This is a genomic window from Pseudomonas sp. B1(2018) (genome assembly GCF_003097365.1).
Taxonomy (GTDB): domain Bacteria; phylum Pseudomonadota; class Gammaproteobacteria; order Pseudomonadales; family Pseudomonadaceae; genus Aquipseudomonas; species Aquipseudomonas laurylsulfatiphila.
Map to the genome: position 1 here is coordinate 173,534 of NZ_PYUK01000013.1, position 23,140 is coordinate 196,673.

The 23,140-nt window shown below is 60.2% G+C and carries 21 protein-coding genes and 1 pseudogene; 15 read left to right on the forward strand and 7 right to left on the reverse strand.

Annotated features, from left to right (window positions below):
- Positions 1–16 precede the first annotated feature (16 nt).
- From lysS to C9422_RS20890, 6 genes are all read left to right on the forward strand, one after another.
- Positions 17–1,519, forward strand: coding sequence for a lysine--tRNA ligase (gene lysS, locus C9422_RS20865; RefSeq protein WP_033047908.1), 1,503 nt, complete (start codon positions 17–19; stop codon positions 1,517–1,519).
- 113 nt (positions 1,520–1,632) lie between these two features.
- Positions 1,633–2,337 (forward strand): TetR/AcrR family transcriptional regulator, encoded by a 705-nt coding sequence (locus C9422_RS20870; RefSeq protein ID WP_081500975.1) that lies wholly within the window; start codon positions 1,633–1,635, stop codon positions 2,335–2,337.
- A gap of 158 nt (positions 2,338–2,495) precedes the next feature.
- Positions 2,496–3,050 (forward strand): hypothetical protein, encoded by a 555-nt coding sequence (locus tag C9422_RS20875; protein ID WP_116581977.1) that lies wholly within the window; start codon positions 2,496–2,498, stop codon positions 3,048–3,050.
- A gap of 32 nt (positions 3,051–3,082) precedes the next feature.
- Entirely contained in the window at positions 3,083–4,360 is a 1,278-nt protein-coding gene (locus C9422_RS20880; protein ID WP_095965012.1) for a flavohemoglobin expression-modulating QEGLA motif protein, read from the forward strand.
- Positions 4,361–4,504: 144 nt separating this feature from the next.
- A complete protein-coding gene (locus tag C9422_RS20885; RefSeq protein ID WP_116581978.1) occupies positions 4,505–5,419 on the forward strand; it encodes an alpha/beta hydrolase in 915 nt (304 codons plus the stop codon).
- Positions 5,416–5,745 (forward strand): hypothetical protein, encoded by a 330-nt coding sequence (locus C9422_RS20890; protein ID WP_008051386.1) that lies wholly within the window; start codon positions 5,416–5,418, stop codon positions 5,743–5,745. Before C9422_RS20885 ends, C9422_RS20890 begins: the two co-directional genes overlap by 4 nt.
- Before the next feature lie 102 nt (positions 5,746–5,847).
- Here C9422_RS20890 and C9422_RS32055 read toward each other — a convergent pair whose 3' ends face one another.
- The 4 genes from C9422_RS32055 to C9422_RS20905 form a co-directional block, all read right to left on the reverse strand.
- On the reverse strand, positions 5,848–7,233 hold the full coding sequence (locus tag C9422_RS32055; protein ID WP_133249025.1) for a transposase: 1,386 nt from the start codon (positions 7,231–7,233) through the stop codon (positions 5,848–5,850).
- Positions 7,234–7,381: 148 nt separating this feature from the next.
- Positions 7,382–8,179 (reverse strand): OmpA family protein, encoded by a 798-nt coding sequence (locus tag C9422_RS20895; protein WP_116581979.1) that lies wholly within the window; start codon positions 8,177–8,179, stop codon positions 7,382–7,384.
- A gap of 40 nt (positions 8,180–8,219) precedes the next feature.
- Positions 8,220–8,633 (reverse strand): DUF4398 domain-containing protein, encoded by a 414-nt coding sequence (locus tag C9422_RS20900; protein ID WP_116581980.1) that lies wholly within the window; start codon positions 8,631–8,633, stop codon positions 8,220–8,222.
- 386 nt (positions 8,634–9,019) lie between these two features.
- Entirely contained in the window at positions 9,020–9,364 is a 345-nt protein-coding gene (locus C9422_RS20905) for a hypothetical protein (RefSeq protein WP_015093732.1), read from the reverse strand.
- Between the two features lie 201 nt (positions 9,365–9,565).
- On the opposite strand from C9422_RS20905, the gene ppc reads away from it, so the two are divergent.
- The 6 genes from ppc to C9422_RS20940 all read left to right on the forward strand — a co-directional run bounded on the left by ppc (position 9,566) and on the right by C9422_RS20940 (position 16,124).
- A complete protein-coding gene (gene ppc / locus C9422_RS20910; RefSeq protein ID WP_116581981.1) occupies positions 9,566–12,196 on the forward strand; it encodes a phosphoenolpyruvate carboxylase in 2,631 nt (876 codons plus the stop codon).
- Between the two features lie 287 nt (positions 12,197–12,483).
- A complete protein-coding gene (gene adk, locus C9422_RS20920; protein ID WP_116581982.1) occupies positions 12,484–13,131 on the forward strand; it encodes an adenylate kinase in 648 nt (215 codons plus the stop codon).
- A 94-nt stretch (positions 13,132–13,225) separates the two neighbouring features.
- Positions 13,226–13,900 (forward strand): tRNA (adenosine(37)-N6)-threonylcarbamoyltransferase complex dimerization subunit type 1 TsaB, encoded by a 675-nt coding sequence (tsaB, locus tag C9422_RS20925; RefSeq protein WP_116581983.1) that lies wholly within the window; start codon positions 13,226–13,228, stop codon positions 13,898–13,900.
- Between the two features lie 207 nt (positions 13,901–14,107).
- Positions 14,108–14,407, forward strand: a complete 300-nt coding sequence (locus C9422_RS20930) for a hypothetical protein (RefSeq protein WP_116581984.1) — start codon at positions 14,108–14,110, stop codon at positions 14,405–14,407.
- A complete protein-coding gene (locus C9422_RS20935) occupies positions 14,407–15,267 on the forward strand; it encodes a DUF72 domain-containing protein (protein WP_116581985.1) in 861 nt (286 codons plus the stop codon). Before C9422_RS20930 ends, C9422_RS20935 begins: the two co-directional genes overlap by 1 nt.
- A 35-nt stretch (positions 15,268–15,302) precedes the next feature.
- Complete coding sequence (locus tag C9422_RS20940; RefSeq protein WP_116581986.1) at positions 15,303–16,124, forward strand: oxaloacetate decarboxylase; 822 nt, start codon at positions 15,303–15,305, stop codon at positions 16,122–16,124.
- A gap of 3 nt (positions 16,125–16,127) precedes the next feature.
- Here the strand turns inward: C9422_RS20940 and C9422_RS20945 are convergent, their stop codons facing one another.
- Entirely contained in the window at positions 16,128–16,748 is a 621-nt protein-coding gene (locus C9422_RS20945; protein WP_116581987.1) for an energy transducer TonB, read from the reverse strand.
- Between the two features lie 93 nt (positions 16,749–16,841).
- Between C9422_RS20945 and C9422_RS20950 the strand changes: the two genes are divergently transcribed.
- Positions 16,842–17,624 (forward strand): class I SAM-dependent methyltransferase, encoded by a 783-nt coding sequence (locus tag C9422_RS20950; protein WP_007995774.1) that lies wholly within the window; start codon positions 16,842–16,844, stop codon positions 17,622–17,624.
- Between the two features lie 90 nt (positions 17,625–17,714).
- Here the strand turns inward: C9422_RS20950 and C9422_RS20955 are convergent, their stop codons facing one another.
- Positions 17,715–18,350 carry a TetR/AcrR family transcriptional regulator gene (locus C9422_RS20955; RefSeq protein ID WP_116581988.1) on the reverse strand — a complete coding sequence of 212 codons (636 nt, stop codon included), beginning with the start codon at positions 18,348–18,350 and terminating at the stop codon, positions 17,715–17,717.
- Between the two features lie 93 nt (positions 18,351–18,443).
- Between C9422_RS20955 and C9422_RS20960 the strand changes: the two genes are divergently transcribed.
- Entirely contained in the window at positions 18,444–19,544 is a 1,101-nt protein-coding gene (locus C9422_RS20960) for an efflux RND transporter periplasmic adaptor subunit (protein ID WP_116581989.1), read from the forward strand.
- Between the two features lie 6 nt (positions 19,545–19,550).
- Positions 19,551–22,616, forward strand: a complete 3,066-nt coding sequence (locus C9422_RS20965; protein ID WP_116581990.1) for an efflux RND transporter permease subunit — start codon at positions 19,551–19,553, stop codon at positions 22,614–22,616.
- A 430-nt stretch (positions 22,617–23,046) separates the two neighbouring features.
- On the opposite strand, the pseudogene C9422_RS32615 reads toward C9422_RS20965, so the two are convergent.
- A pseudogene (locus tag C9422_RS32615) lies at positions 23,047–23,140 on the reverse strand (IS110 family transposase); the annotation flags it as partial.

A 23,140-nucleotide genomic window follows, 5' to 3' on the forward strand; every position in this document is an offset into this window, starting at 1 on the left:
TGGAATATTTAAAGACATGAGCGACCTAGAACTCGACCCGCAAGCCCTGCAACAGGAAGAAAACTCCCTGATCGCCCTGCGCAAGGAAAAGCTTGCTGCCGAGCGCGCCAAGGGCAATGCCTTCCCGAATGACTTCCGCCGCGAAAACTACTGCGATGCACTGCAGAAACAGTACGCGGACAAGACCAAGGAAGAGCTGGCAGAGGCTGCGATCCCGGTCAAGGTTGCCGGTCGTATCATGCTCAACCGTGGCTCGTTCATGGTGATCCAGGACATGACCGGTCGTATCCAGGTCTACGTCAATCGCAAGACCCTGTCCGAAGAAACCCTGGCCGCGGTGAAAACCTGGGACATGGGCGACATCATTGCCGCCGAAGGCACCCTGGCCCGTTCCGGCAAGGGCGACCTGTACGTTGAAATGACCAACGTGCGCCTGCTGACCAAATCCCTGCGCCCACTGCCGGACAAGCACCACGGCCTGACCGACACCGAACAGCGCTACCGCCAGCGCTACGTTGACCTGATCGTCAACGAAGACGTGCGCCAGACCTTCCGCGTGCGTTCGCAAGTCATCGCCCACATCCGCAGCTTCCTGATGAAGCGTGATTTCCTGGAAGTGGAAACGCCGATGCTGCAGACCATTCCGGGTGGCGCGGCCGCCAAGCCGTTCGAAACCCACCACAACGCGCTGGACATGGAAATGTTCTTGCGCATTGCACCGGAGTTGTACCTCAAGCGCCTTGTTGTCGGCGGCTTTGAGAAGGTGTTCGAGATCAACCGCAACTTCCGTAACGAAGGCGTTTCGACTCGTCACAACCCTGAATTCACCATGTTGGAGTTCTACCAGGCCTACGCCGACTACGAAGACAACATGGACCTGACCGAAGAGTTGTTCCGTGAACTGGCTCAGCTGGTTCTGGGCAGCACCGACGTGCCGTACGGCGACAAGGTGTTCCACTTCGGCGAGCCGTTCGTGCGCCTGTCGGTGTTCGACTCGATCCTCAAGTACAACCCCGAGCTGACCGCCGACGACCTGAACGACATCGACAAGGCTCGCGCCATAGCCAAGAAAGCCGGCGCCAAGGTGCTGGGCTTCGAAGGCCTGGGCAAGCTGCAGGTGATGATTTTCGAAGAGCTGGTCGAGCACAAGCTGGAACAGCCGCACTTCATTACCCAGTACCCGTTCGAAGTGTCGCCGCTGGCCCGACGTAACGACGACAACCCGAACGTCACCGACCGTTTCGAGCTGTTCATCGGTGGTCGTGAAATCGCCAACGCCTACTCCGAGTTGAACGATGCGGAAGACCAGGCCGAGCGTTTCATGGCCCAGGTGGCCGACAAGGACGCCGGCGACGACGAAGCCATGCACTACGACGCCGACTTCGTGCGTGCGCTGGAGTACGGCATGCCGCCAACGGCGGGTGAAGGTATCGGTATCGACCGCCTGGTGATGCTGCTGACCAACTCCCCGTCGATCCGCGACGTGATCCTGTTCCCGCACATGCGGCCGCAAGCGTAAGTGTTTCAACTAAAAAAGCCGCCTTTTCAGGCGGCTTTTTTATTGCCTGTCTGGTACAAACGTATCAACTTGTTACTTTCATCTGAGAGGAAATACCTGTCGTGATTCGTGCAATGGCTCAAGAAGGTGCAGCGGGTATCGCCACTGCGGTCGCTGAAAGTGTTCAGTACCAGGGTCGCAAGGCCAGCCGACAGGGCAGTGAGCAGCGTCGACAGGACATTCTCGACGCCGCGATGCGCATTGTCGTGCGCGATGGCGTGCGTGCGGTCCGGCACCGTGCGGTGGCCGCCGAGGCGCAGGTGCCGTTGTCGGCAACCACTTACTATTTCAAGGATATCGATGATTTGCTCACCGATACCTTCGCCCAATACGTGGAACGCAGTGCCGCTTACATGGGCAAGCTGTGGGTGAACAACGAGGGCCTGCTGCGTGACATGATCGCCAGTGGCGATGGCAGCCCGCAGGCGCGCTCGAAACTGGCGGACGATATCGCACGGCTGATGACCGATTACGTTCACCGGCAACTGATCAATCGCCGCGAACACCTGATGGCCGAGCAGGCGTTCCGCCAGGAGGCGTTGCTTAACCCGCGCCTGGCCGAACTGGTGCGTTCGCATCAGCAAATCCTGTTGCAGGGCTCTTGCCAGCTGTTCCAGGTGCTGGGCTCGCGCGAGCCGCATCAGGATGCCAAGGTGTTGACGGCGATTATCGGCCGGATGGAATATCAGGGCCTGCTCAACGTAGACGAGCCTGCCGCCGAAGAGGAAATGCTCGGCATCCTGACGCGCTACATGCACCTGGTGCTGGCATCGGAGTAGTCCCGGCTGGTGCTTTCCCCTGTGGGAGCGAGCTTGCTCGCGATAGCGGTTTACCATTCAACATTAATGTTGTCTGACACACCGTCATCGCGAGCAAGCTCGCTCCCACAGGGGAATGTGTCCACCTTAGGGCGGTGTATGTTCATAGGGAGTATTGAATGAAAGCCTGGCGTGTCGTTGTGATCGCCTTGTCGTTCTTGCTGCTCAGTGGCTGTCTGGTGTCCTTCAAGGAGCCGCTGCCTGCAAGCGACTCCGCGCCCAAAGGATTACTCGGCAAATGGACCAGCACCAATGCCTGGGGCGAGGCGCTCAACCTCGAACTGACCCGCATCGGCGACAACCGCTATCAGGCCGTCAGCTATTACCGGGCCAGGCCCGGGGAGCGGGAGGCCTATCCTTTCACGGTGTCGCGTCATGGCAGCCGCTGGTACCTGTCGGCAAAGGTGCCGGCGCAGTTCGGCGGGCATTTCACCCTCGGCGGTTTTGAACTGACCGATAAACATGAGTTGGTGGTCTACAACCTCGACCTCGAACAGATCAACCAGGCCATCAAGCAGAACGCCCTGAGTGGTGAAAGCTTCCAGACCAACGAGGGCGATGGCGTATTGATCGACAGCCACATGGATCAAGTTGCCGCCTACCTCGACGACCCGGCCAATTCCGATGTGTTCGTCGAAGCGGTGCGCTATCAGCGCCAGGCCAAAGCCAAATAACCGGCACCCACAGGTTTCTACAGGAGTTTCGCGTGGACGATTACCAACAGTCGATACGCATTTTGTCTGATCGCATCGTGCTGGCACAGACGCCGATCCGCGTACTCGATGCGGTCAAATGGGACGACAACATTCGCAAGGGCTTCCTCAAGGCCAAGGGCAAGGAAATGCCCGCGGTGGACCGCGACTACTATCTCAACCGGCCGCTGGCGTTCGACTCCAGCAAAGTGAAGCTGGAGTTCCAGAACATCGAGCGCGACATCACCCGCCAGCTCGGCCAGTTCAATCCCGTCGGCCAGATCATGCGGCGCATGTGCAAGGAGTACCGCATGGTGGTGCGCATGCTCGAAGCGCGCGGCACCGAGGATTTCGGCCTGATTTCCCAGGAATTGTACGGCGCCGCGTCCGACGCGTTCCATGCCGGCGACCCGACCCTGTCCGACCTGGGCATGATGCTGTCCGAATACCTGAACAACATCGACGGCCGTGGCGACCTCAAGGACGAACCGAAGACGCTGACCGCCAAGGATGCGGTCGATATGTTGCAGCATCGCTTGAACAAGGTGTTTGGCGAAGCCGAGGAAACCATCCGGGTGTTCGAGTCCGACGGCATCGTCGCCGATGCGGCGGCCGGCGCCGACTACATCAAGATCCGCTCCGACGCGATGTTCAACCAGCGCGATGTGCGCGCCCTGGAGGTCCACGAAGGGCTGGTGCACGTCGGCACCACGCTCAACGGCCTGAACCAGCCGATCTGCACCTTCCTGGCCAAAGGCCCGCCCTCGTCGACGGTGACCCAGGAAGGCCTGGCGATCCTGATGGAAATCATCACCTTCGCCTCGTACCCGAGCCGTCTGCGCAAACTCACCAACCGCACCCGCGCGATTCACATGGTGGAAGAGGGCGCGGATTTCCTGCAGGTGTTCGAGTTCTTCCGTGAGCAAGGCTTCGAGATGCCCGAGAGCTATAGCAACGCCAGCCGCGTGTTCCGCGGCTCGGTGCCGACAGGTCTGCCATTCACCAAAGACTTGTCCTACCTCAAGGGCTTCATCATGATTTACAACTACATTCAACTGGCCGTGCGTAAAGGCAAGCTGGAGCAGATACCGCTGTTGTTCTGCGGCAAGACCACCCTGGAAGACATGCGTACCTTGCGTCAGCTGGTGGACGAAGGCCTGGTGGTGCCGCCCAAGTACCTGCCGGAACAGTTCCGCGACATGAACGCGTTGTCGGCGTGGATGTGCTTCTCCAACTTCCTCAACCACCTGAGCCTGGACCGGATCGAGGCGGATTACTCGAATATCCTGTGAACAATGAATTCCCCTGTGGGAACGAGCTTGCTCGCGATGGCGGTCTCACATTCAACACTTCTGTTGTCTGATACACCGCCATCGCGAGCAAGCTCGCTCCCACAGGTGATGTGTTCCAACTCAATACTTGCGAGGTTTCAACGGATGAGAATCCTCGGCATCCTCTGCCTTTTCCTGGTCTTGAATGGCTGCAGCTCGCTGCTGTTCTATCCGGAACCCGGCCAGTTGTTCACCCCGGAAAAGGCCGGGCTCGAGTATCGCACCATCACCTTGAACACCGCCGATGGCCTCAAACTGAACGCCTGGTGGCTGCCGGTGAAGCAGGGGGTTGAGGTCAAGGGCACGGTGCTGCACTTGCATGGCAATGGCGGAAACCTGCCCATGCACCTTGGCGGCAGTTTCTGGTTGCCGAAAAATGGTTACCAGGTGTTGCTTGTGGACTATCGCGGTTACGGCCTGTCCGAAGGCGAACCGAGCCTGCCGGCGATCTACCAGGACATCGATGCGGCGTTCGCCTGGCTGGACAAGGCGCCGGAGGTTCAAGGCAAGCCGCTGATCCTGCTCGGCCAGAGCCTCGGTGGCTCGATGGCCGTGCATTACCTGGTCCAGCACCCGCAACGGCAGAAACAACTCAAGGCTTTTGTCCTCGACGGTGTGCCCGCCAGTTACCGTAGCGTCGGTCGCTATGCGTTGAGTAATTCATGGGTGTTCTGGACGTTCCAGGTGCCGTTGTCGTGGCTGGTGCCAGACGGCGACAGCGCGATCAACTCCATGGCGCAACTTAAATATGTGCCGAAACTGATCTACCACAGCATCGACGATCCGATCGTGCCTCTTTCCAACGGCATCCGACTGTATCAAGCTGCGCCCCCGCCGAGGGTGCTGCAACTGACCCGTGGCGGTCACGTGCAGACGTTCGCCGACCCGGTCTGGCGTAACGTCATGCTGCGCTATCTCGATGACCCGCAGCATTTCAACGGCCTGCGCCGCCTGGGTGAAATTCCCAATTATCCGGCACCCCCGAATTCTGAAGATGAACCACCAGAGAGTCCGCAATGAGTGAAGAACGTAACGCCATCCCGCTGATCATCACCGGTATCTGCAGCATCCTCGGCACCGTCGGTGCCCTGTGGTGGTACGGCTACCTGCACTTCGCCAAGCCCGAGGATGCGTTGCTGCTCAACGAATTCACCATGCTCAAGACGATTCCGGGCGAAGACTACAAAGTCTCACTGGAACCGGCCGCGCAAGTGGCGCAATGCATCGATGGTGTGCTCGTGCTGTTTGACATGGAACAGAAAGGCCTGACTGGCGTGCTGGTCGACAGCAAGAAAAAAGCCGTGCGTTGCATGGGGCAGGAGACGCCGCAGAAGCTGGAGCAGTAACCATAACGGTGTAGGGAGTGCTTCCTTCTTTTAATTCAAGAAATTTAAGGAGGAAGCCCCCGTTTTGCTCTGACATACGAAGCTGGATAGCAAAATAAAAAGCTACCGCGCTACTTCAAACCAGCGAAAGCTTATGAGTGATGTGCTGTTACCGACCATCTGTAACGCCGAGGCGACATATTTTCCTGAAGGTAATGGCGGTAATGTTGTTTTCCAAATTCCAGCCGCATCCGCGATAAGTTCAGCAGAGGCGCTATCGTCAGATCCGGAGTTGTAAGTAAGGAGTATCTTCGCCCCAGGGATGCTCGTACCGATAAATGTTACGGGGTTTTGAGTAGCAGGCGCTCCAGAAACAGGAGTTTGAATATAAGGTGCGGCCAGTGCGAGTCCTTCTGGACAAACTGGAGCCACCTCACCGTTTACCCCAATGGCGACCGTCGCCCCGTTAGCTGATGCCGTACAGACATGAACGCTAATGCCTGCGGTCTTATCTTCAAGAGTCTTGCCTGGTTGTAAAGTTGGATCAGTCGTCGTGGCTGTTTCCGGTGTAGCATCTAGCTGTAGGTTTTTTACGGTTCCTCCCATGGTTGTGTAGCGCACCCAGACACCATTCGCTCGATTATCGGTCGGTGGGAAATTATCGTAATGGGTGGGTTGGCGGTACTCCAGGGCGATTTGCCTGGGAGTCAATCCAGTACGATTGATGAGATAAAGTTGCGGTCCACTTTGGCCCAGTACACCCAGGCGATATAGACCTGAGCGTTCGATTACCGCTACTTGAGAGTTATCCAGCCAACCGGCATACCAACGATAATTTGCAGGATAGAGGCCTCTGCCCTGCGATACCGGGTCTCCGGAGTCGACACCGGGGCGGGCCGGGATGATCTCGCATTGGTCGGGAGCTAAAACGGTATCGTTGACTTTTGGGCATTTGGTGTAGGTTTCACCATGATTGAATCCGAGGTTATGCCCGAACTCATGTGCCCATAAATAGTGGCCTCCATACTGCCCGCGTACAATCAGCGACCCCCCCGGCATCCACGCCTGACCTCCACCAGGACCATTTTCGATAACCATTAAGTAGTCGTATTGTTTATAATCATAGCCTTGTTTCAGCGCCTCCTCTGCAGCTTCCCTGTAACCGTTAGACCATCCTGGATACGGCGTCGTAATCCTGACCGTGACCGTCGTCCATTTAAGCGTTAATTTGCCCATTGAGGCTTGTCGTATGTAATCACCTAAAGACCCGGGTTGTTCCGAGGCGGTGTCTGCATCAAGTTTTTGCATGTCTATTTCTTTACTGCCTTGCCAGTGAGTCGCTATCAACAAGACTGTCTTTTCCCCAACAACGGGCCGTTGATTAACGCCGGCTTTAGGCAAGGGGATTTCGGTGGGAATGGCATCGTCGTCCACGGCATCAGGTGTGCTCGCGTAAGCCATCGTTGTTGCGATCAAACAGGACAGTAATAAAGCAGCTGACAGTTTCATGGTCCTTCCTCAAAGTTCTGAAGACCCTTCATAACTTTTGCGAGGAGTTTTATCTGCTGTCAGAAATAACAGTGACGACCAGCGGCGTAAAAATAAATAGCCCCGGCTGAACAGATCAGGCGGGGCTTTTGTTTAACTCGCCGGCCAGCTATTGAGTGTTCGCGCTCACCGCCGAACGCGGCATCACCGGCTGATTGTCATTGGAAATGGTTACCTCCACCCGGCGGTTCATCGCCCGACCCGAGGTGCTTGAGTTATCCGCCACCGGATACTCCTTGCCGTACCCCTGGGCAACGATACGCGCCGGATCAACGCCCATCTTCACCAGGGCCGCTCGCACGGAATCCGCACGACGTTCCGAGAGCGACTGGTTGTGCGATGCCGTACCGGTGCTGTCGGTATAACCCTCGACAATCACTTTGCGGTCGGGGTTTTCCTGGAGGTACTGCGCCAGTTTGTTGATGTTCATCAGGCCGTTGGATTTCAGCTCGGCCTTGTCCGTGGCGAACAGCACATCCCCGAAGGTCACCAGCGTCCCGCGCTCGGTCTGCCTGGCGTTGAGGCTGTCCTTCAGTTGTTTGATCTGCTGATCGCGGCCTTCCAGGCGGGCCTCGGCCCGTTGTGCCGAAGTGTTTTTCAGATTGGCTTCAGCGGTGCGCAGGGCAATGGTCTGCTTGGCCACTTCAACCCGCTGGTTGGTCAGATAGGCAAGCTGGTCAACCTTGGCTGCGTCTTGCTTGTCCCTGTAGGCCTGGTCGGCCTTGTCCAGATAATCGCTGGCTTCCTTGGTTTCCAGGGCTGCGACTTTGCTGGCCTGCGGGTCGGCTTGCAGGCCGCTGTAGTTGGTGCGGGCCTGTTCGAGGTTGGCGTTGGGCGGCGTGGAGCAGGCCGCCAGGGCGATGGTGGCAGCCAGCAGGGTTGGGATCATCAGTTGAATGCGTTTCATGATTTCGTCCTTTTAGTCGAGTGGGAATGCGTGGCGCCGCTTACTGAACGGTGCGCTGGCTTTCCTGACGCAATTCCTGAACGCCTTTCTGCGCGTCCTTCACGGATTGTTCGGCCTTCATCGCCTGGGCCTTGCGCTCTGCGACACGAGCGTCCCACTCCGCCTGTTCGGCGAGTGTCCGGGCCTGGTCATATTTTTTGTCGTGCATGGCGATTTCGGCCTGCTTGAGCTTTTCCTGGGCCGACTTCATTTCCACCGCGGCGAACTCGGTGCCGCCGGCGCTCACGGCGTCGTTGACGGCCGATTGGGTCACCGCGTACTGCTCGGTCGGCGGGTTACCGGCGCAACCGGCCAGGACCAGGCTGCTGCCGAGGGCCAGCGCCGCCAGCTGGAGGCCGCGTGAATGAGTGAACGAGGATGTGCCGGTTCGGGTTTTCATGGTCTTCAACTCCATTGGGCTAACTCCTGAAAAGCATTGAATCCATCCTGGGCAGGGCGCTGAAGCCATCAATTGCGGGGTGTTTTGAAACGCTCGTCCCAGGCGTGGTTACTTGGGTTGACCCGAGGCTTTTTTTGAAAGTTCAGAGAAATTAGCCGGCTATCGAAAAAACTTTGACCGAATCAACAGGGCTCTAAGGCGGGGATTTACATGGTGCGAAGCGCTGTGCCGGGCCTTTTCCTGGCCCGGAGAAGCGCAATTTATGAAGTGAAATACAGTCCAGTGTGGGAGCGGGCTTGCTCCGGGCGGCGTTCCGACGAAGGCGTAGTGTCAGGCAACATTGATATCGGCTGACACACCGCTTTCGCGAGCAAGCCCGCTCCCACAGGTTGTGTGGATAATCAGTGTTTCTGTTTGTCGTCCGGCACCGACATGTCGTGCAGATGCCGACGGGATAGCGCCAGAAAACGCGGGGTCGGTCCGATGTCTTCGTACAACGGGTCGCCTTCTTCGTCAGTGGCGACCACGGTCGAGCCTTTCACGTACGGGAAGCTTCTTTCCAGCTCTTCGAGCGCGGCGCCAATCAGATCGCCGAGCAGTTCTTCGGGATGCCGCTTGGGGTACATCTCGACGAGCGCGGCCAGCCGTGCGGCGGACTCCACATCCAGATGAATCGAGTAGCCGGTGTCGGTCAGGCGACCCTTGGCGTTTTCTTCCCAGTGATGGGCAAGCTCGCGAATTTTCATAGTGACCTCATGGCGCGACCGCTCGTGGCGGGCAGGGTGAGTGTCCGGCATTGGCCGGCGACAGCCGTTGTACGGCTTATCTTCAGACTAGCTTCAACAGGCAAGGTTTGAAGGCCCTTCGTCGTCTTGCTTGTAAGAACCTGTCTGGGGCGGCACTCTCTAGGTTCCAAGCCGCCCGGATTTTTTGCTGGAGACCTGCTGATGACCGATATTGATGCACGCTTGCGCGAGGACGTTCACCTGTTGGGTGAGCTGTTGGGCAATACCATTCGTGAACAATATGGCGATGGTTTTCTCGACAAGATCGAGCAGATCCGCAAGGGCGCCAAGGCGGACCGGCGCGGCTCCATGGACGCCGAGCTCAGCGCCAGCCTCAACCAGTTGAGCGAAGACGAACTGTTGCCGGTAGCGCGGGCGTTCAACCAGTTTCTCAACCTGGCCAATATCGCCGAGCAATACCAGTTGATTCACCGTCGGGAGGAGTCTCAGCCGGCGCCGTTCGAAGCCAGGGTGTTGCCCGAATTGCTCGCTCGCCTGCGCGCCGAGGGTCATGGTGCCGACGCACTGGCCCGGCAATTGGGGCGACTGGAGATTGAACTGGTGCTGACCGCGCACCCGACCGAAGTCGCGCGCCGCACGCTGATCCAGAAGTACGACGCCATCGCCGCGCAACTGGCGGCGCAGGATCACCGCGATTTGACCAGTGCCGAGCGCGAGCAGATCAAGACCACCTTGCAGCGCCTGATCGCCGAAGCCTGGCACACCGAGGAAATCCGCCGCACGCGTCCGACACCGGTGGACGAAGCCAAGTGGGGTTTCGCGGTGATCGAGCATTCGCTGTGGCAGGCCATTCCCAATTACCTGCGCAAGGCCGACCAGGCCCTGCACGCCGCTACCGGCCTGCGCTTGCCGCTGGAGGCGGCACCGATTCGCTTTGCCTCGTGGATGGGCGGCGACCGCGACGGCAACCCCAATGTGACGGCGGCGGTGACCCGAGAGGTTTTACTCTTGGCGCGCTGGATGGCGGCTGATCTGTACCTGCGGGATGTCGACCACCTGGCGGCTGAGCTGTCCATGCAGCAGGCCAGCGATGAATTGAAGGCCAGGGCGGGTGACAGCGCCGAACCTTACCGGGCAGTGCTCAAACAGCTGCGCGAACGCCTGCGGGCGACGCGCAACTGGGCGCACACCTCGTTGGCGACGCCCACGCCGGCCCCGGCCGACGTGCTGCAAAACAACCGCGAACTGCTCGACCCACTGGAGCTGTGCTACCACTCGTTGCACGAGTGCGGCATGGGCGTGATCGCCGACGGGCCTTTGCTCGACTGCCTGCGCCGGGCGGTGACCTTCGGCCTGTTCCTGGTTCGTCTGGATGTGCGCCAGGATTCTTCGCGACACACCGCTGCCATGACCGAAATCACCGACTACCTCGGCCTGGGGCGCTACGAGGACTGGAGCGAGGAAGAACGCATCGCCTTCCTGATGCGTGAACTGAATAACCGTCGGCCGTTGCTGCCGACGTATTTCAAACCCTCCGCCGACACCGCCGAGGTGCTGGCGACCTGTCGGGAAATCGCCGCTGCACCGGGGGCGTCCCTCGGTTCCTATGTGATCTCGATGGCGGGTGCCGCTTCCGATGTGCTGGCGGTGCAATTGTTGCTCAAGGAATCCGGCGTGCTGCGGCCGATGCGCGTGGTGCCGCTGTTCGAAACCCTGGCCGACCTCGACAACGCCGGCCCGGTGATCGAGAAGCTGCTGCTGTTGCCGGGCTATCGTTCGCGCCTGCAAGGGCCGCAGGAAGTGATGATCGGCTATTCCGACTCGGCCAAGGACGCCGGCACCACCGCGGCGGCCTGGGCGCAGTACCGGGCACAGGAGCGACTGGTGGATATCTGCCGCGAACAGCAAGTGGAACTGCTGCTGTTCCACGGTCGCGGCGGCACCGTGGGGCGTGGCGGCGGCCCGGCCCATGCGGCGATCCTGTCGCAGCCGCCGGGTTCGGTGGCGGGGCGGTTCCGCACCACCGAACAGGGTGAAATGATTCGATTCAAATTCGGCCTGCCGGACATCGCCGAGCAAAACCTCAACCTGTACCTGGCCGCCGTGCTTGAGGCGACCCTGCTGCCGCCGCCGCCACCGACGCCTGAGTGGCGCCATTTGATGGACGAACTGGCCGCCGACGGTGTCAGCGCCTACCGCGCCGTGGTGCGGGAGAATCCGCAGTTCGTGGAGTATTTCCGCCAGTCCACGCCGGAACAGGAACTCGGTCGTTTGCCCCTGGGCAGTCGCCCGGCCAAGCGCCGGGCCGGGGGGATCGAAAGCCTGCGGGCGATTCCGTGGATCTTCGGCTGGACTCAGACGCGCCTGATGTTGCCGGCCTGGCTGGGTTGGGAATCTGCCCTGAGCAAGGCACTGGAGCGGGGTGAAGGTGAACTGCTGGGGCAGATGCGTGAGCAATGGCCGTTCTTCCGCACCCGCATCGATATGCTGGAGATGGTCCTGGCCAAGGCGGATGCCGACATTGCCCAGTCCTATGACGAGCGTCTGGTGGAGCCGAATCTGTTGCCATTGGGTGCGCACTTACGCGACCTATTGTCGCAGGCGTGCGCCATCGTCCTCGGCCTGACCGGGCAGTCGCAGCTGCTGGCACATAGCCCAGCGACCCTTGAATTCATCCGCTTGCGCAACACCTACCTCGACCCGCTTCATCTATTGCAGGCCGAGTTGCTGGCCCGTTCACGATTGCAGGATGTAGCGCAGGGCAGCCCTGTAGAACAGGCCCTGCTGGTGTCTGTCGCGGGGATTGCCGCCGGTTTGCGCAACACCGGCTAAGGTTTTTGCCTTGGGGGCAGGCATCCGGCAGGTGAGGCGGATGCCGCCGCAGGACGGGTTGAAAAGTGCTGTCAGGCGACAGTTAATGTTGGGGTTGCGACTTGGGGAACCGTGCGCAATGGTCGCAGGAGGCAGCGGTTTCTCCGACTTTTGGCGTCTTGTGTGGGCGCAGCCTGCTGTGTATCTTGATCAGCCTTTGGCCGTTTGGGCGGCCACGACCCTTTTTTGAGATTGGCCCCACGAGGCGAATCTGACGTTATCCATATAAAAAATTGAGGAGCACATCGATGCGCGTCATTCTGCTGGGAGCTCCCGGGGCCGGTAAAGGTACTCAGGCTAAGTTCATCACCGAAAAATTCGGCATTCCGCAAATCTCCACCGGCGACATGCTGCGTGCAGCGGTCAAGGCCGGCACCGAGCTGGGCATCAAGGCCAAGAGCATCATGGATGCCGGTGGCCTGGTGTCCGATGACCTGATCATCGCACTGGTCAAGGACCGTATTGCCCAGCCCGACTGCGCCAACGGTTTCCTGTTCGACGGCTTCCCGCGCACCATTCCCCAGGCTGAAGCCCTGGTGACTGCCGGCGTCGAGCTGGACGCAGTGGTTGAAATCGCCGTCGAAGACGAAGAAATCGTCCAGCGTATCGCCGGTCGTCGTGTTCACGAGGCCAGCGGCCGCGTGTACCACATCGTCTACAACCCGCCGAAAATCGCCGGCAAGGACGACATCACCGGTGAAGAGCTGGTACAGCGCAAGGACGACACCGAAGAAACCGTGCGTCATCGCCTGTCGGTCTACCACTCCCAGACCAAGCCGCTGGTGGAGTTCTACCAGACGCTGTCGGCTACCAATGGCAAGCCGAAGTACAGCCATATCGAAGGCGTCGGTTCGGTTGAAGCGATCACCGCCAAGGTGCTTGCAGCCCTGAGCTGAAAAGTCTGAATCGCTTCATCTTCTACGGCCCGCTTGCGGGCCGTAGTTGTTTATACTGACGCACTTTTTTCTGATCTCTCTTGTGGATACATCGATGAGCACCTTGCTGGCCCTGGACACCGCGACTGAAGCTTGCTCCGTTGCCTTGCTGCATGACGGCAAGGTCACGAGCCATTACGAGGTGATCCCGCGCCTGCACGCGCAGAAGCTGTTGCCGATGATCAAGCAATTGCTGGCCGATGCTGGCACCACCCTGCAAGCGGTCGATGCCATTGCGTTCGGCCGTGGCCCGGGAGCCTTCACCGGTGTGCGCATCGCCATCGGCGTGGTGCAAGGCCTGGCGTTTGCCCTGAATCGCCCGGTGCTGCCGGTGTCGAACCTGGCCGTGCTGGCGCAACGTGCATTGCGCGAACATGGCGCCACTCAGGTCGCTGCGGCCATCGATGCGCGCATGGATGAAGTGTATTGGGGTTGCTACCGCGAAAAGGCCGGGGAGATGCGTCTTGTTGGCGCTGAAGCGGTACTGCCGCCGGAGTCCGCGGCATTGCCGGCCGATGCCGGCGGCGAGTGGTTCGGTGCCGGTACCGGTTGGGGGTATGGCGAGCGTATCGCGGTCAGCCTGAGTGGCCAGGACGCGGCCATGTTGCCCCATGCCGAAGACCTGCTGACCCTGGCGCGATTTGCCTGGGCGCGTGGCGAGGCGATCGTGGCTGACGAGGCGCAGCCGGTTTATCTGCGGGACAAAGTGGCCACACCAAAGGCGCGTTAACCGTAAAAGATCGCAGCCTGCGGCAGCTCCTACAGGGGAATGCGATCTTCTGTAGGAGTTGCCGCAGGCTGCGATCTTTTCCAGTCGTCATTTTCTAACCCCAGCTTTTAAACCTTTTGCCTTTTATGTGTTCTAGTTATCACTCGGCGGTTTGCGAAGTGGGTTTTGCGCCACTAAACTGCCATCACTGATTCCGAGTATGCACGTATGCGTATCGACGGCGTTTCCTCTCAGTCCTACCCCATCAAGCGCAAGCCACGCAAAGATCCTGTGGTGGAAGACGACGCCATCGAAGGCGAGCCCGAATTCCCGACTGAAGAGCAACTGGCTGCCCGCGCCGCCAAAGCCTCTGCGCAAAAACTGAGCAATCTTCCCGCCCGTCAGCAGGACATGATTTACCACCGTGCCATGAGCAAAAGCGTGGCGACGGCGCTGGCCAGCTACCTGAGTACCGCCGGTTTCGTCGATTGGGATACGGATGTGCTGGGTCTCGACCTGTACATCTGATGTTGCTGCCGTATTACCTCGGTTGCCCGTCCTGGAGCGAGAACGCCTGGCGCGATTACCTGTATCCGCCGCACGCCCGACCCGCCGAGTTTCTTGATCTCTATTGCCAGGTTTTCAATGCCGTAGAAGGCAACACGACCTTCTACGCCAGCCCGGCTGCCAGCACCGTGCAGCGTTGGGCCGAAACCATGCCGCAGCACTTTCGCTTTACCGCCAAGTTCCCCGGCGAGATCAGCCACGGTGGCGACCTGCGCGAACAACTGACAGCCGCCGAAACCTTCCTGCAATTGCTCAGTCCGCTGGGTGATCGGGTGTCGCCATTGTGGTTGCAGCTGTCGAAAAGCTTCACGCCCCAACGCTTGCCCGAGTTGGCCGGATTTATCGATGCCCTGCAGCGCCCGCTGGCCGTTGAAGTGCGTCATGGCGATTTCTTCGCCAAGGGTGAAAGCGAACGGATGCTCAACCGTCTGCTGCTGGATCGCGGTGTTGAACGCATCTGTCTCGATCCCCGAGCGTTGTTCAGTTGCACATCGACCGAGCCGTCAGTGCTTCACGCCCAATCGAAGAAGCCCCGGGTGCCTCCGCGTCCGGCGGCGTTCACGCAGTGTCCGCAGGTACGTTTTATCGGCCATCCGGTGCTTGAGGCCAACGATCCGTTCCTGGAACCCTGGGTCGAGAAAATCGCGCTGTGGATCGAAGAAGGGCGCACGCCGTATATCTTCCTGCACACCGCCGACAACCTGCTGGCCGCGAAACTGGCGCAGCGTTTTCACGCCAGGCTGATGCGGCGTCTGCCTGGCTTGCCGGCGCTGCCTGAGCTATACAGAGAACCCGCCGCCGAGCAACTTGGCTTGCTCTGAGGCGGATTCTTTCCCCCTCTTCAGGAGCCTGCCAAATGGATGCGCAAACCCTTCGAGCCCAGGCGTTCAAAGCCCTTCACGAACGTGCCGGCGCTTTTGTGATTCCCAATCCGTGGGATGCCGGTTCAGCGAAGATGCTCGCCAGCCTCGGCTTCGAGGCGCTGGCGACCACCAGCGCCGGTTATGCTTTTTCCCAGGGCCGTGCCGATGGCGGCTTGAGCCTCGACGATACCCTGATGAACGTTCAGGCGATTGTCGCCGCCACTGACCTGCCGGTTGCCGTGGACCTGGAAAACGGCTTTGCCGACAACCCGGCCGACTGCGCGAAAAGCATCTTGCGCGCGGCAGAGGCCGGAGCCGTCGGGGGTTCGATTGAAGACGCCACCGGCCGCGAAGAAGGCCCGATCTACTGTTTCGACCACGCCGTGGCGCGCATCGAGGCCTCTGTGGCTGCCGCTCGCAGTTTGCCGTTTCCCTTCACATTGACCGCCCGGGCCGAAAACTTCCTGCATGGCAATCCAGATCTGGCCGACACCATCCGCCGCTTGCAGGCATTCGCCGAGGCCGGTGCCGATGTGCTTTACGCACCCGGTCTGCGCAGCGCCGAGGATGTGCTGGCGGTGGTGCGCGCGGTGGCGCCCAAGCCAGTGAATGTGTTGATGTCGGGCGGCTTGAAGCTGACGGTCGCGCAGTTGGCTGAAATGGGCGTCAAACGCATCAGCGTCGGTTCGGCGCTGGCGTTGGCGGCCTATGGTGAATTCTTCCGTGCCGCCGAAGAAATCCAGACATCAGGCACGTTCGGCTTCACTTCGCGGTCGATGCCGTACCAGAAGGCCAATCAGTTCTTCAAAGGCTGAGGGTCAGGCGGCGATGCGCAGGTTTTGCAGGACGATCGGGCGCGCCCAACCATTGTCGAAATCCAGTTGTTTCTGCTGTTCGATCCGTTCTTCCGGGGAGAACGGCGGGAACGGCTTGTCGAGCAGATCGAGTTCGAATTCGGCAATCGGCAGGTGCAGCGGGCGCGGTTGCGGGGCAGGGCCGGCTTCCGGCAGTGGCTGACCGGCGTTGAGCACGAGCGGGCGAATCCAGCCGCTGTCGAAGTCCTGTTGTTTTTGCTGGGCGACGATTTCATCTGCCGGGAACGGTGGGAATGGCTTGTCGGCCAGGTCCATTTCGAATTCGGCAATCGGCAGGAACAGAGGCTCTGGCGGGTGGACCTCGGTCTCTTTGACGTCGCACTCACGCTGGGAAACGATGTGTTCCAGCAGATCGCTGCCAACGGTTGGCTCGACCGGGCTTTCGAGATCGACCGGCGGGAAATTCAGTGATTCAGGCAGCACATCACCCGACTGATCGGCCAGCGCACGGGCAAAGAAATCCTGCCAGATGTGACTGACACCGCTCAGTGCCTGGGTATTTCGCAGGTTGTAATTGCCGTAGGGCGATATAAAACCTGTGATTGTGGGTTGAATGTCTGACATTTCTCTCGGTCGACGCTCAGCTCTGGCAAAATGCTCGATAGTTTTGTTATCGGCAGTTTTTGCCGATCATTAATTTTTTGAGCGTGTTTTCCGATGATTGATCAACCCGCGGCCTGCCGCATCCATGTCCAGGCCCTGGACGCGGCTTTCGAGCCACAAGCCGAGCAATGGGCCGAGCGCCTGGGCTTGCCGATGCAAGTGGCGGACGGCGAATTTGCCTTGCAGGTGGGCGACCAGGGTTTGCAGTTGCAACAGCTGGGGCCGGACGCGCCGGGGCCGGTGCGGGTGGATTTCGTCGAGGGCGGTGCGGCCCATCGCCGGTTGTACGGCGGCGGCAGCGGGCAGATGATCGCCAAGGCTGTTGGCGTCGCACAGGGCGTGCGCCCGCGGGTACTGGATGCCACGGCAGGGCTGGGCAAGGACGCGTTCGTACTGGCCAGTCTCGGTTGCGAGATGAGCCTGATCGAGCGTCAGCCGCTGATCGGCGCCTTGCTGGAAGATGGCCTGGCCCGTGGCGCGGAAGATTTCGACGTGGCGCCGATCGTGGCCCGCATGCGGCTGCTCAAGGGCAACTCGATCGAGGTGATGCGCAATTGGGAGGGTGAGCCGCCGCAGGTGATCTACCTGGACCCGATGTTCCCGCACCGTGAGAAAACCGCGCTGGTGAAGAAGGAAATGCGCCTGTTCCGGCCGCTGGTGGGCGATGACCCGGATGCGCCGGCCTTGCTCGAAGCGGCGTTGGCCCTGGCCAGCCACCGGGTGGTGGTCAAGCGCCCGCGCAAGGCGCCGTGCATCGACGGGCCGAAGCCGAGCCATGCGCTGGATGGCAAGTCGAGCCGGTACGATATTTATCCGAAGAAGGCTTTGAAGCCTTGAAAGATCGCAGCCTTCGGCAGCTCCTACAGGGGAACGCATTCCAATGTAGGAGCTGCCGCAGGCTGCGATCTTTTCCCAGGCAACGCCAAATCAGGGCCGATAAGCCCGCATAAACAACCCCACCACTTCCCGCACATGGCTCTCCGCGGCCTCGCCGACCGGCGGCTCGCCGCAGCCATACAGCAAACGAAAATTCCCGGCGCCCTTGAGCAGGCAGAAGAAGTGCTCGGCGGCGTTGTGCGGCTTGTCGATGCTCAGCACGCCACTCTCGTCGATCCGGCTCAGCAAGCGTTCCATGCCATGCAGCATGCGCTCCGGGCCCGCCTCAAAGAAGATTTGCGCGAGTTTCGGGTCCTGGCTGCCCAAGGTCATCATCAGTCGGTGCAGGTTCACTGATTCGTCACTGTTGATCAGCGCATGAAAACCGCGCGCGATGTTCAGCAGCACGGTTTCCACTGCTGCGCCTTCGGGTAACTCGAAGAACAGCGGGGGCAATTGCTCCTCGCACTTGGCCACCACGGCGGCGGAGAACAGTGTCTCCTTGTCGTTGAAGTGGCTGTAGACCGTCAGCTTCGACACTCCGGCCTCGGCTGCGACGGCATCCATGCTGGTATTGGCATAACCCTTACTCAGAAACAGCACTTTCGCCGCATCGAGAATCGCCTGGCGTTTGACCAGATCCTTGGGTCTGCCTGGGCCATTGGGTGCTGAAAGATTGTTTGGCATATTCGCTTTTATTACTGGACTGGTGAGTTTGCTATTAATAACATACTGCTCAGTATAATTATTCAAAGCACCATTAGCGAAAGGTCCTTCACCATGTTCCGCTATGTCTTGCCCCTCGCGTTGCCAGTCACCCTGGCTTTTTTACTGTCTGCGTGTGGCTCCGACGAAGTGCCGCCAGTCAGCGTGCGCCCGGCCATGGTGGTTCAGCCAGAGCCTTCGGCACAGTCCATGGAAAGTTATCCAGGGGAAGTCCGTGCGCGTTATGAGCCGGACCTGGCGTTCCGCATCGGCGGTAAAGTCAGCCGACGACTGGTAGAGGAAGGGCAGCGGGTCAAAGCCGATCAACCCTTGGCGGAGCTCGATCCTCAAGACGTGCGCCTGCAACTGGAGGCCACCCGGGCCCAGGTCGCTGCAGCTGAAGCCAATCTGAGCATGGTGCGTGCCGAGCGTGATCGCTACAAAACCCTGATGGAGCGTCAGCTGGTCAGCCGTTCGCAGTACGACAATCACGAAAACCTCTATCGCTCCGGCGAAGCGCGCCTCAAGCAAATCAAGGCCGAATTCAACGTTTCCAATAACCAGGCCAGCTACGCCGTGCTGCGTGCGCCGCAGGACGGCGTCGTGGCCAAGCGTCTGGTGGAAGTCGGGCAAGTCGTGGCCGCGGGGCAAACGGTGTTCACCCTGGCGACCGATGGTGAGCGTGAAGTGCTGATCAGCCTGCCGGAACAGAACTTTGGCCGTTTCAAGGTCGGTGAGCCGGTGGCGGTGGAACTCTGGACCCAGCCCGGCCAGCGTTTCGAAGGGCGCATCCGTGAGCTGTCGCCGGCGGCTGATCCAAAGTCCCGCACCTTCGCGGCGCGCATCGCCTTCACCTCCGGCAAGGTGCCGGTGGAGCTGGGCCAGAGCGCCCGGGTGTTCGTGCAGGCCGCCGACGTGGTGCCTCTGTCCGTTCCACTGTCGGCGTTGACCGCAGAAAACGGCGTGACCTATGTCTGGGTCGTCAGCGCCAACAACACCTTGAAGAAAACCCCGGTGCGAGTGGGTGCCTTCGGTGAGAAAACCGTACCGGTGCTCGAGGGGCTCAACGCCAGCGACTGGGTCGTGGCCGCCGGTGTCCATGTGCTTCTCGAAGGGCAGCAGGTGCGTCCAGTGGATCGCTCCAATCGCGTGGTCAATCTGGCGAACAAGGAGTAAGCCCCGATGCGCTTCAACGTTTCCGAATGGGCGCTGCGTAATCGCCAGATCGTCCTGTTCCTGATGCTGTTGCTGGCCATCGTCGGCGCACTTTCCTACACCAAGCTCGGCCAGAGTGAAGACCCGCCGTTCACCTTCAAGGCCATGGTGATTCGCACCAACTGGCCGGGCGCGACCGCCGAGGAAGTCTCGCGCCAGGTCACCGAACGCATCGAAAAAAAGCTGATGGAAACCGGCGAGTACGAGCGCATCGTTTCGTTCTCGCGGCCCGGGGAATCCCAGGTCACCTTCATTGCGCGCGATTCCATGCACTCGGCAGAGATCCCGGAGCTCTGGTATCAGGTGCGCAAGAAAATCAGCGACATCCGTCATACCCTGCCGCCGGGGATTCAGGGGCCGTTCTTCAACGATGAATTCGGTACCACGTTCGGCAACATCTACGCCCTGACCGGCGCGGGTTTCGACTACGCCGTGCTCAAGGATTACGCCGACCGCATCCAGATCCAGCTGCAACGGGTCAAGGATGTGGGCAAGGTCGAACTGCTGGGGTTGCAGGACGAGAAAATCTGGATCGAGCTCTCCAACGTCAAGCTCGCTACCCTCGGCTTGCCGCTGGCGGCCGTCCAGCAAGCCCTTGAAGAACAGAACGCGGTATCCACGGCAGGCTTCTTCGAAACCAGCAGCGAGCGCTTGCAGCTACGGGTCACGGGGAATTTTCAGACGGTCGAGGAGATCAAGAACTTCCCGATCCGTGTCGGTGATCGCACCTTCCGTATCTCCGATGTGGCTGATGTGCGGCGTGGTTTCAATGATCCACCGGCGCCGCGCATGCGCTTCATGGCGCAGGACGCCATCGGCCTGGCGGTGGCGATGAAGGACGGCGGTGACATCCTGGTATTGGGCAAGGCACTGGAAGTCGAATTCGCCCGCATCCAGAAAAACCTCCCGGCCGGTATGGAGCTGCGCAAAGTCTCCGACCAGCCGGCGGCGGTGAAAACCGGTGTCGGTGAGTTCGTGCAAGTGCTGGTCGAGGCCCTGGCCATTGTGTTGCTGGTGAGCTTCTTCTCCCTCGGCGTGCGCACCGGCATGGTGGTGGCCCTGGCGATTCCGCTGGTGCTGGCGATGACGTTTGCCAGCATGTATTACCTCGGCATCGGCCTGCACAAGATTTCTCTCGGTGCATTGGTACTGGCGCTGGGCTTGCTGGTGGACGACGCGATCATCGCCGTGGAAATGATGGCGATCAAAATGGAGCAGGGGTTCGACCGGGTCAAAGCCGCGAGTTACGCCTGGACCAGCACAGCGTTCCCGATGCTCACCGGTACGCTGATCACCGCGGCCGGCTTCCTGCCGATTGCCACGGCGCAATCGGGCACTGGCGAATACACCCGTTCGATCTTCGAGGTGGTCACCATCGCGCTGTTGGCGTCGTGGGTGGCCGCGGTGGTTTTCGTGCCGTATCTCGGGGAAAAACTCCTGCCGGACCTGGCGAAGATTCACGCCGCCAAGCACGGTGCCGGCCAACCCGATCCCTATGGCACGCCGTTCTACCAGCGCGTCCGGCGTCTGGTGGAGTGGTGCGTGCGCTGGCGCAAAACCGTGATCGCCGCGACTGTGCTGTTGTTCATCGCCTCCATTGTGCTGTTCAAGTTTGTGCCGCAGCAGTTCTTCCCGGCATCGGGTCGCCTAGAGTTGATGGTCGATCTGAAACTGGCCGAAGGTGCTTCGCTGAGCAACACCGCCGACGAGGTCAAACGCCTCGAAGCACTGCTCAAGGACAAGGCAGGGATCGACAATTACGTGGCGTACGTCGGCACCGGTTCACCGCGCTTTTACCTGCCGCTGGATCAGCAACTGCCGGCGGCGAGCTTCGCCCAGTTTGTCGTTCTGGCGAAAACCATCGAAGAACGGGAAACCCTGCGCACCTGGTTGATCTCAACCCTCAACGAGCAATTTCCTGCTCTGCGCTCGCGGGTCACGCGTCTGGAAAACGGTCCGCCGGTTGGCTACCCGGTACAGTTCCGCGTGACCGGGGAGCACATCGAGGAGGTGCGGGCGCTGGCGCGCAAAGTGGCGGCCAAGGTTCGCGAGAACCCGCATGTGGTCAACGTCCACCTGGATTGGGAAGAACCGAGCAAGGTGGTGTACCTGAACATCGATCAGGACCGCGCGCGGGCGCTGGGCGTGAGCACGGCGAACCTGTCGAAGTTCCTGCAAAGCTCCCTCACCGGTTCCAGCGTCAGTCAATACCGTGAAGACAACGAGTTGATCGAGATCCTGTTGCGCGGCACCGTGCATGAACGCACCGAGCTGTCATTGCTGCCGAGCCTGGCGGTGCCGACCGATAACGGTCGCAGCGTCGCGCTGTCGCAGATCGCGACCCTGGAGTACGGCTTCGAAGAGGGCATCATCTGGCACCGCAACCGCCTGCCTAACGTGACGGTGCGCGCCGACATCTATGACAAGCAGCAACCGGCGACACTGGTGCAGCAAATCATGCCGACCCTCGATCCGATCCGCGCCGAACTGCCTGACGGCTACTTGCTGGATGTCGGCGGCACCGTTGAAGATTCGGCGCGTGGACAGAACTCGGTGAAGGCCGGCGTGCCGTTGTTCATCGTGGTGGTGTTGACCTTGCTGATGCTGCAACTGCGCAGTTTCTCGCGTACGGCGATGGTGTTTCTGACGGCGCCGCTGGGGTTGATCGGGGTGACGCTGTTTCTGTTGGTGTTCCGCCAGCCGTTCGGTTTCGTGGCGATGCTGGGGACTATCGCCTTGTCGGGGATGATCATGCGTAACTCGGTGATTCTGGTGGATCAGATCGAGCAGGACATTGCTGCCGGGTTGAAGCCCTGGCAGGCGATCATCGAGGCCACGGTGCGGCGGTTCCGGCCGATTGTGTTGACGGCACTGGCGGCTGTTCTGGCGATGATTCCGTTGTCGCGCAGTGTGTTTTTCGGGCCGATGGCGGTGGCGATCATGGGGGGGTTGATCGTTGCTACGGCGTTGACGCTTTTGTTTTTGCCGGCGTTGTATGCGGCCTGGTTCCGGGTCAGGAAGGAGTCTGTTTGATCGGGGCATTTCCGTTTCTTCGGTAGTCGCGGCTGGCGGTCTCGCCCCCCCTCGCTGAGGCTCTGGGTTCCTTCGCTCCGGCATTCATCCGGGGGCATTGCCCTCCGGTCGGCTTCGCTTCGACCTGCATGCAATGAGTTCGACTGCGTCGAACGGCGCTGCGCGCCATTCCCCGGATGAACACCGGAACGAGGCCTGCCGAGGGGGCGGGTGGATCAAGATCAAGAGCTGCAGGCGAGCTAACGCTCGGCCTGTAGGAGCTGCCGAAGGTTGCGATCTTTTGATCTTGATCTTCCGCCCTTTCGACATTGTCAAAAATCAAAATCAAAAGATCGCAGCCTTCGGCAGCTCCTACAGGGAAACACTCTCCCATCAGTACCAAGTCGGCCGGTAGGCACCTGTGGGAGATTCTATGGTTGAGGGGAAGCCCTCAACCGGCTTTGGGTTGATATTCGCTCTGTCCTTTCAGCAGGGCGAATACGACCCGAGCAAGCTTGCGAGCCAGTATCACCAGCGCCTGAGTG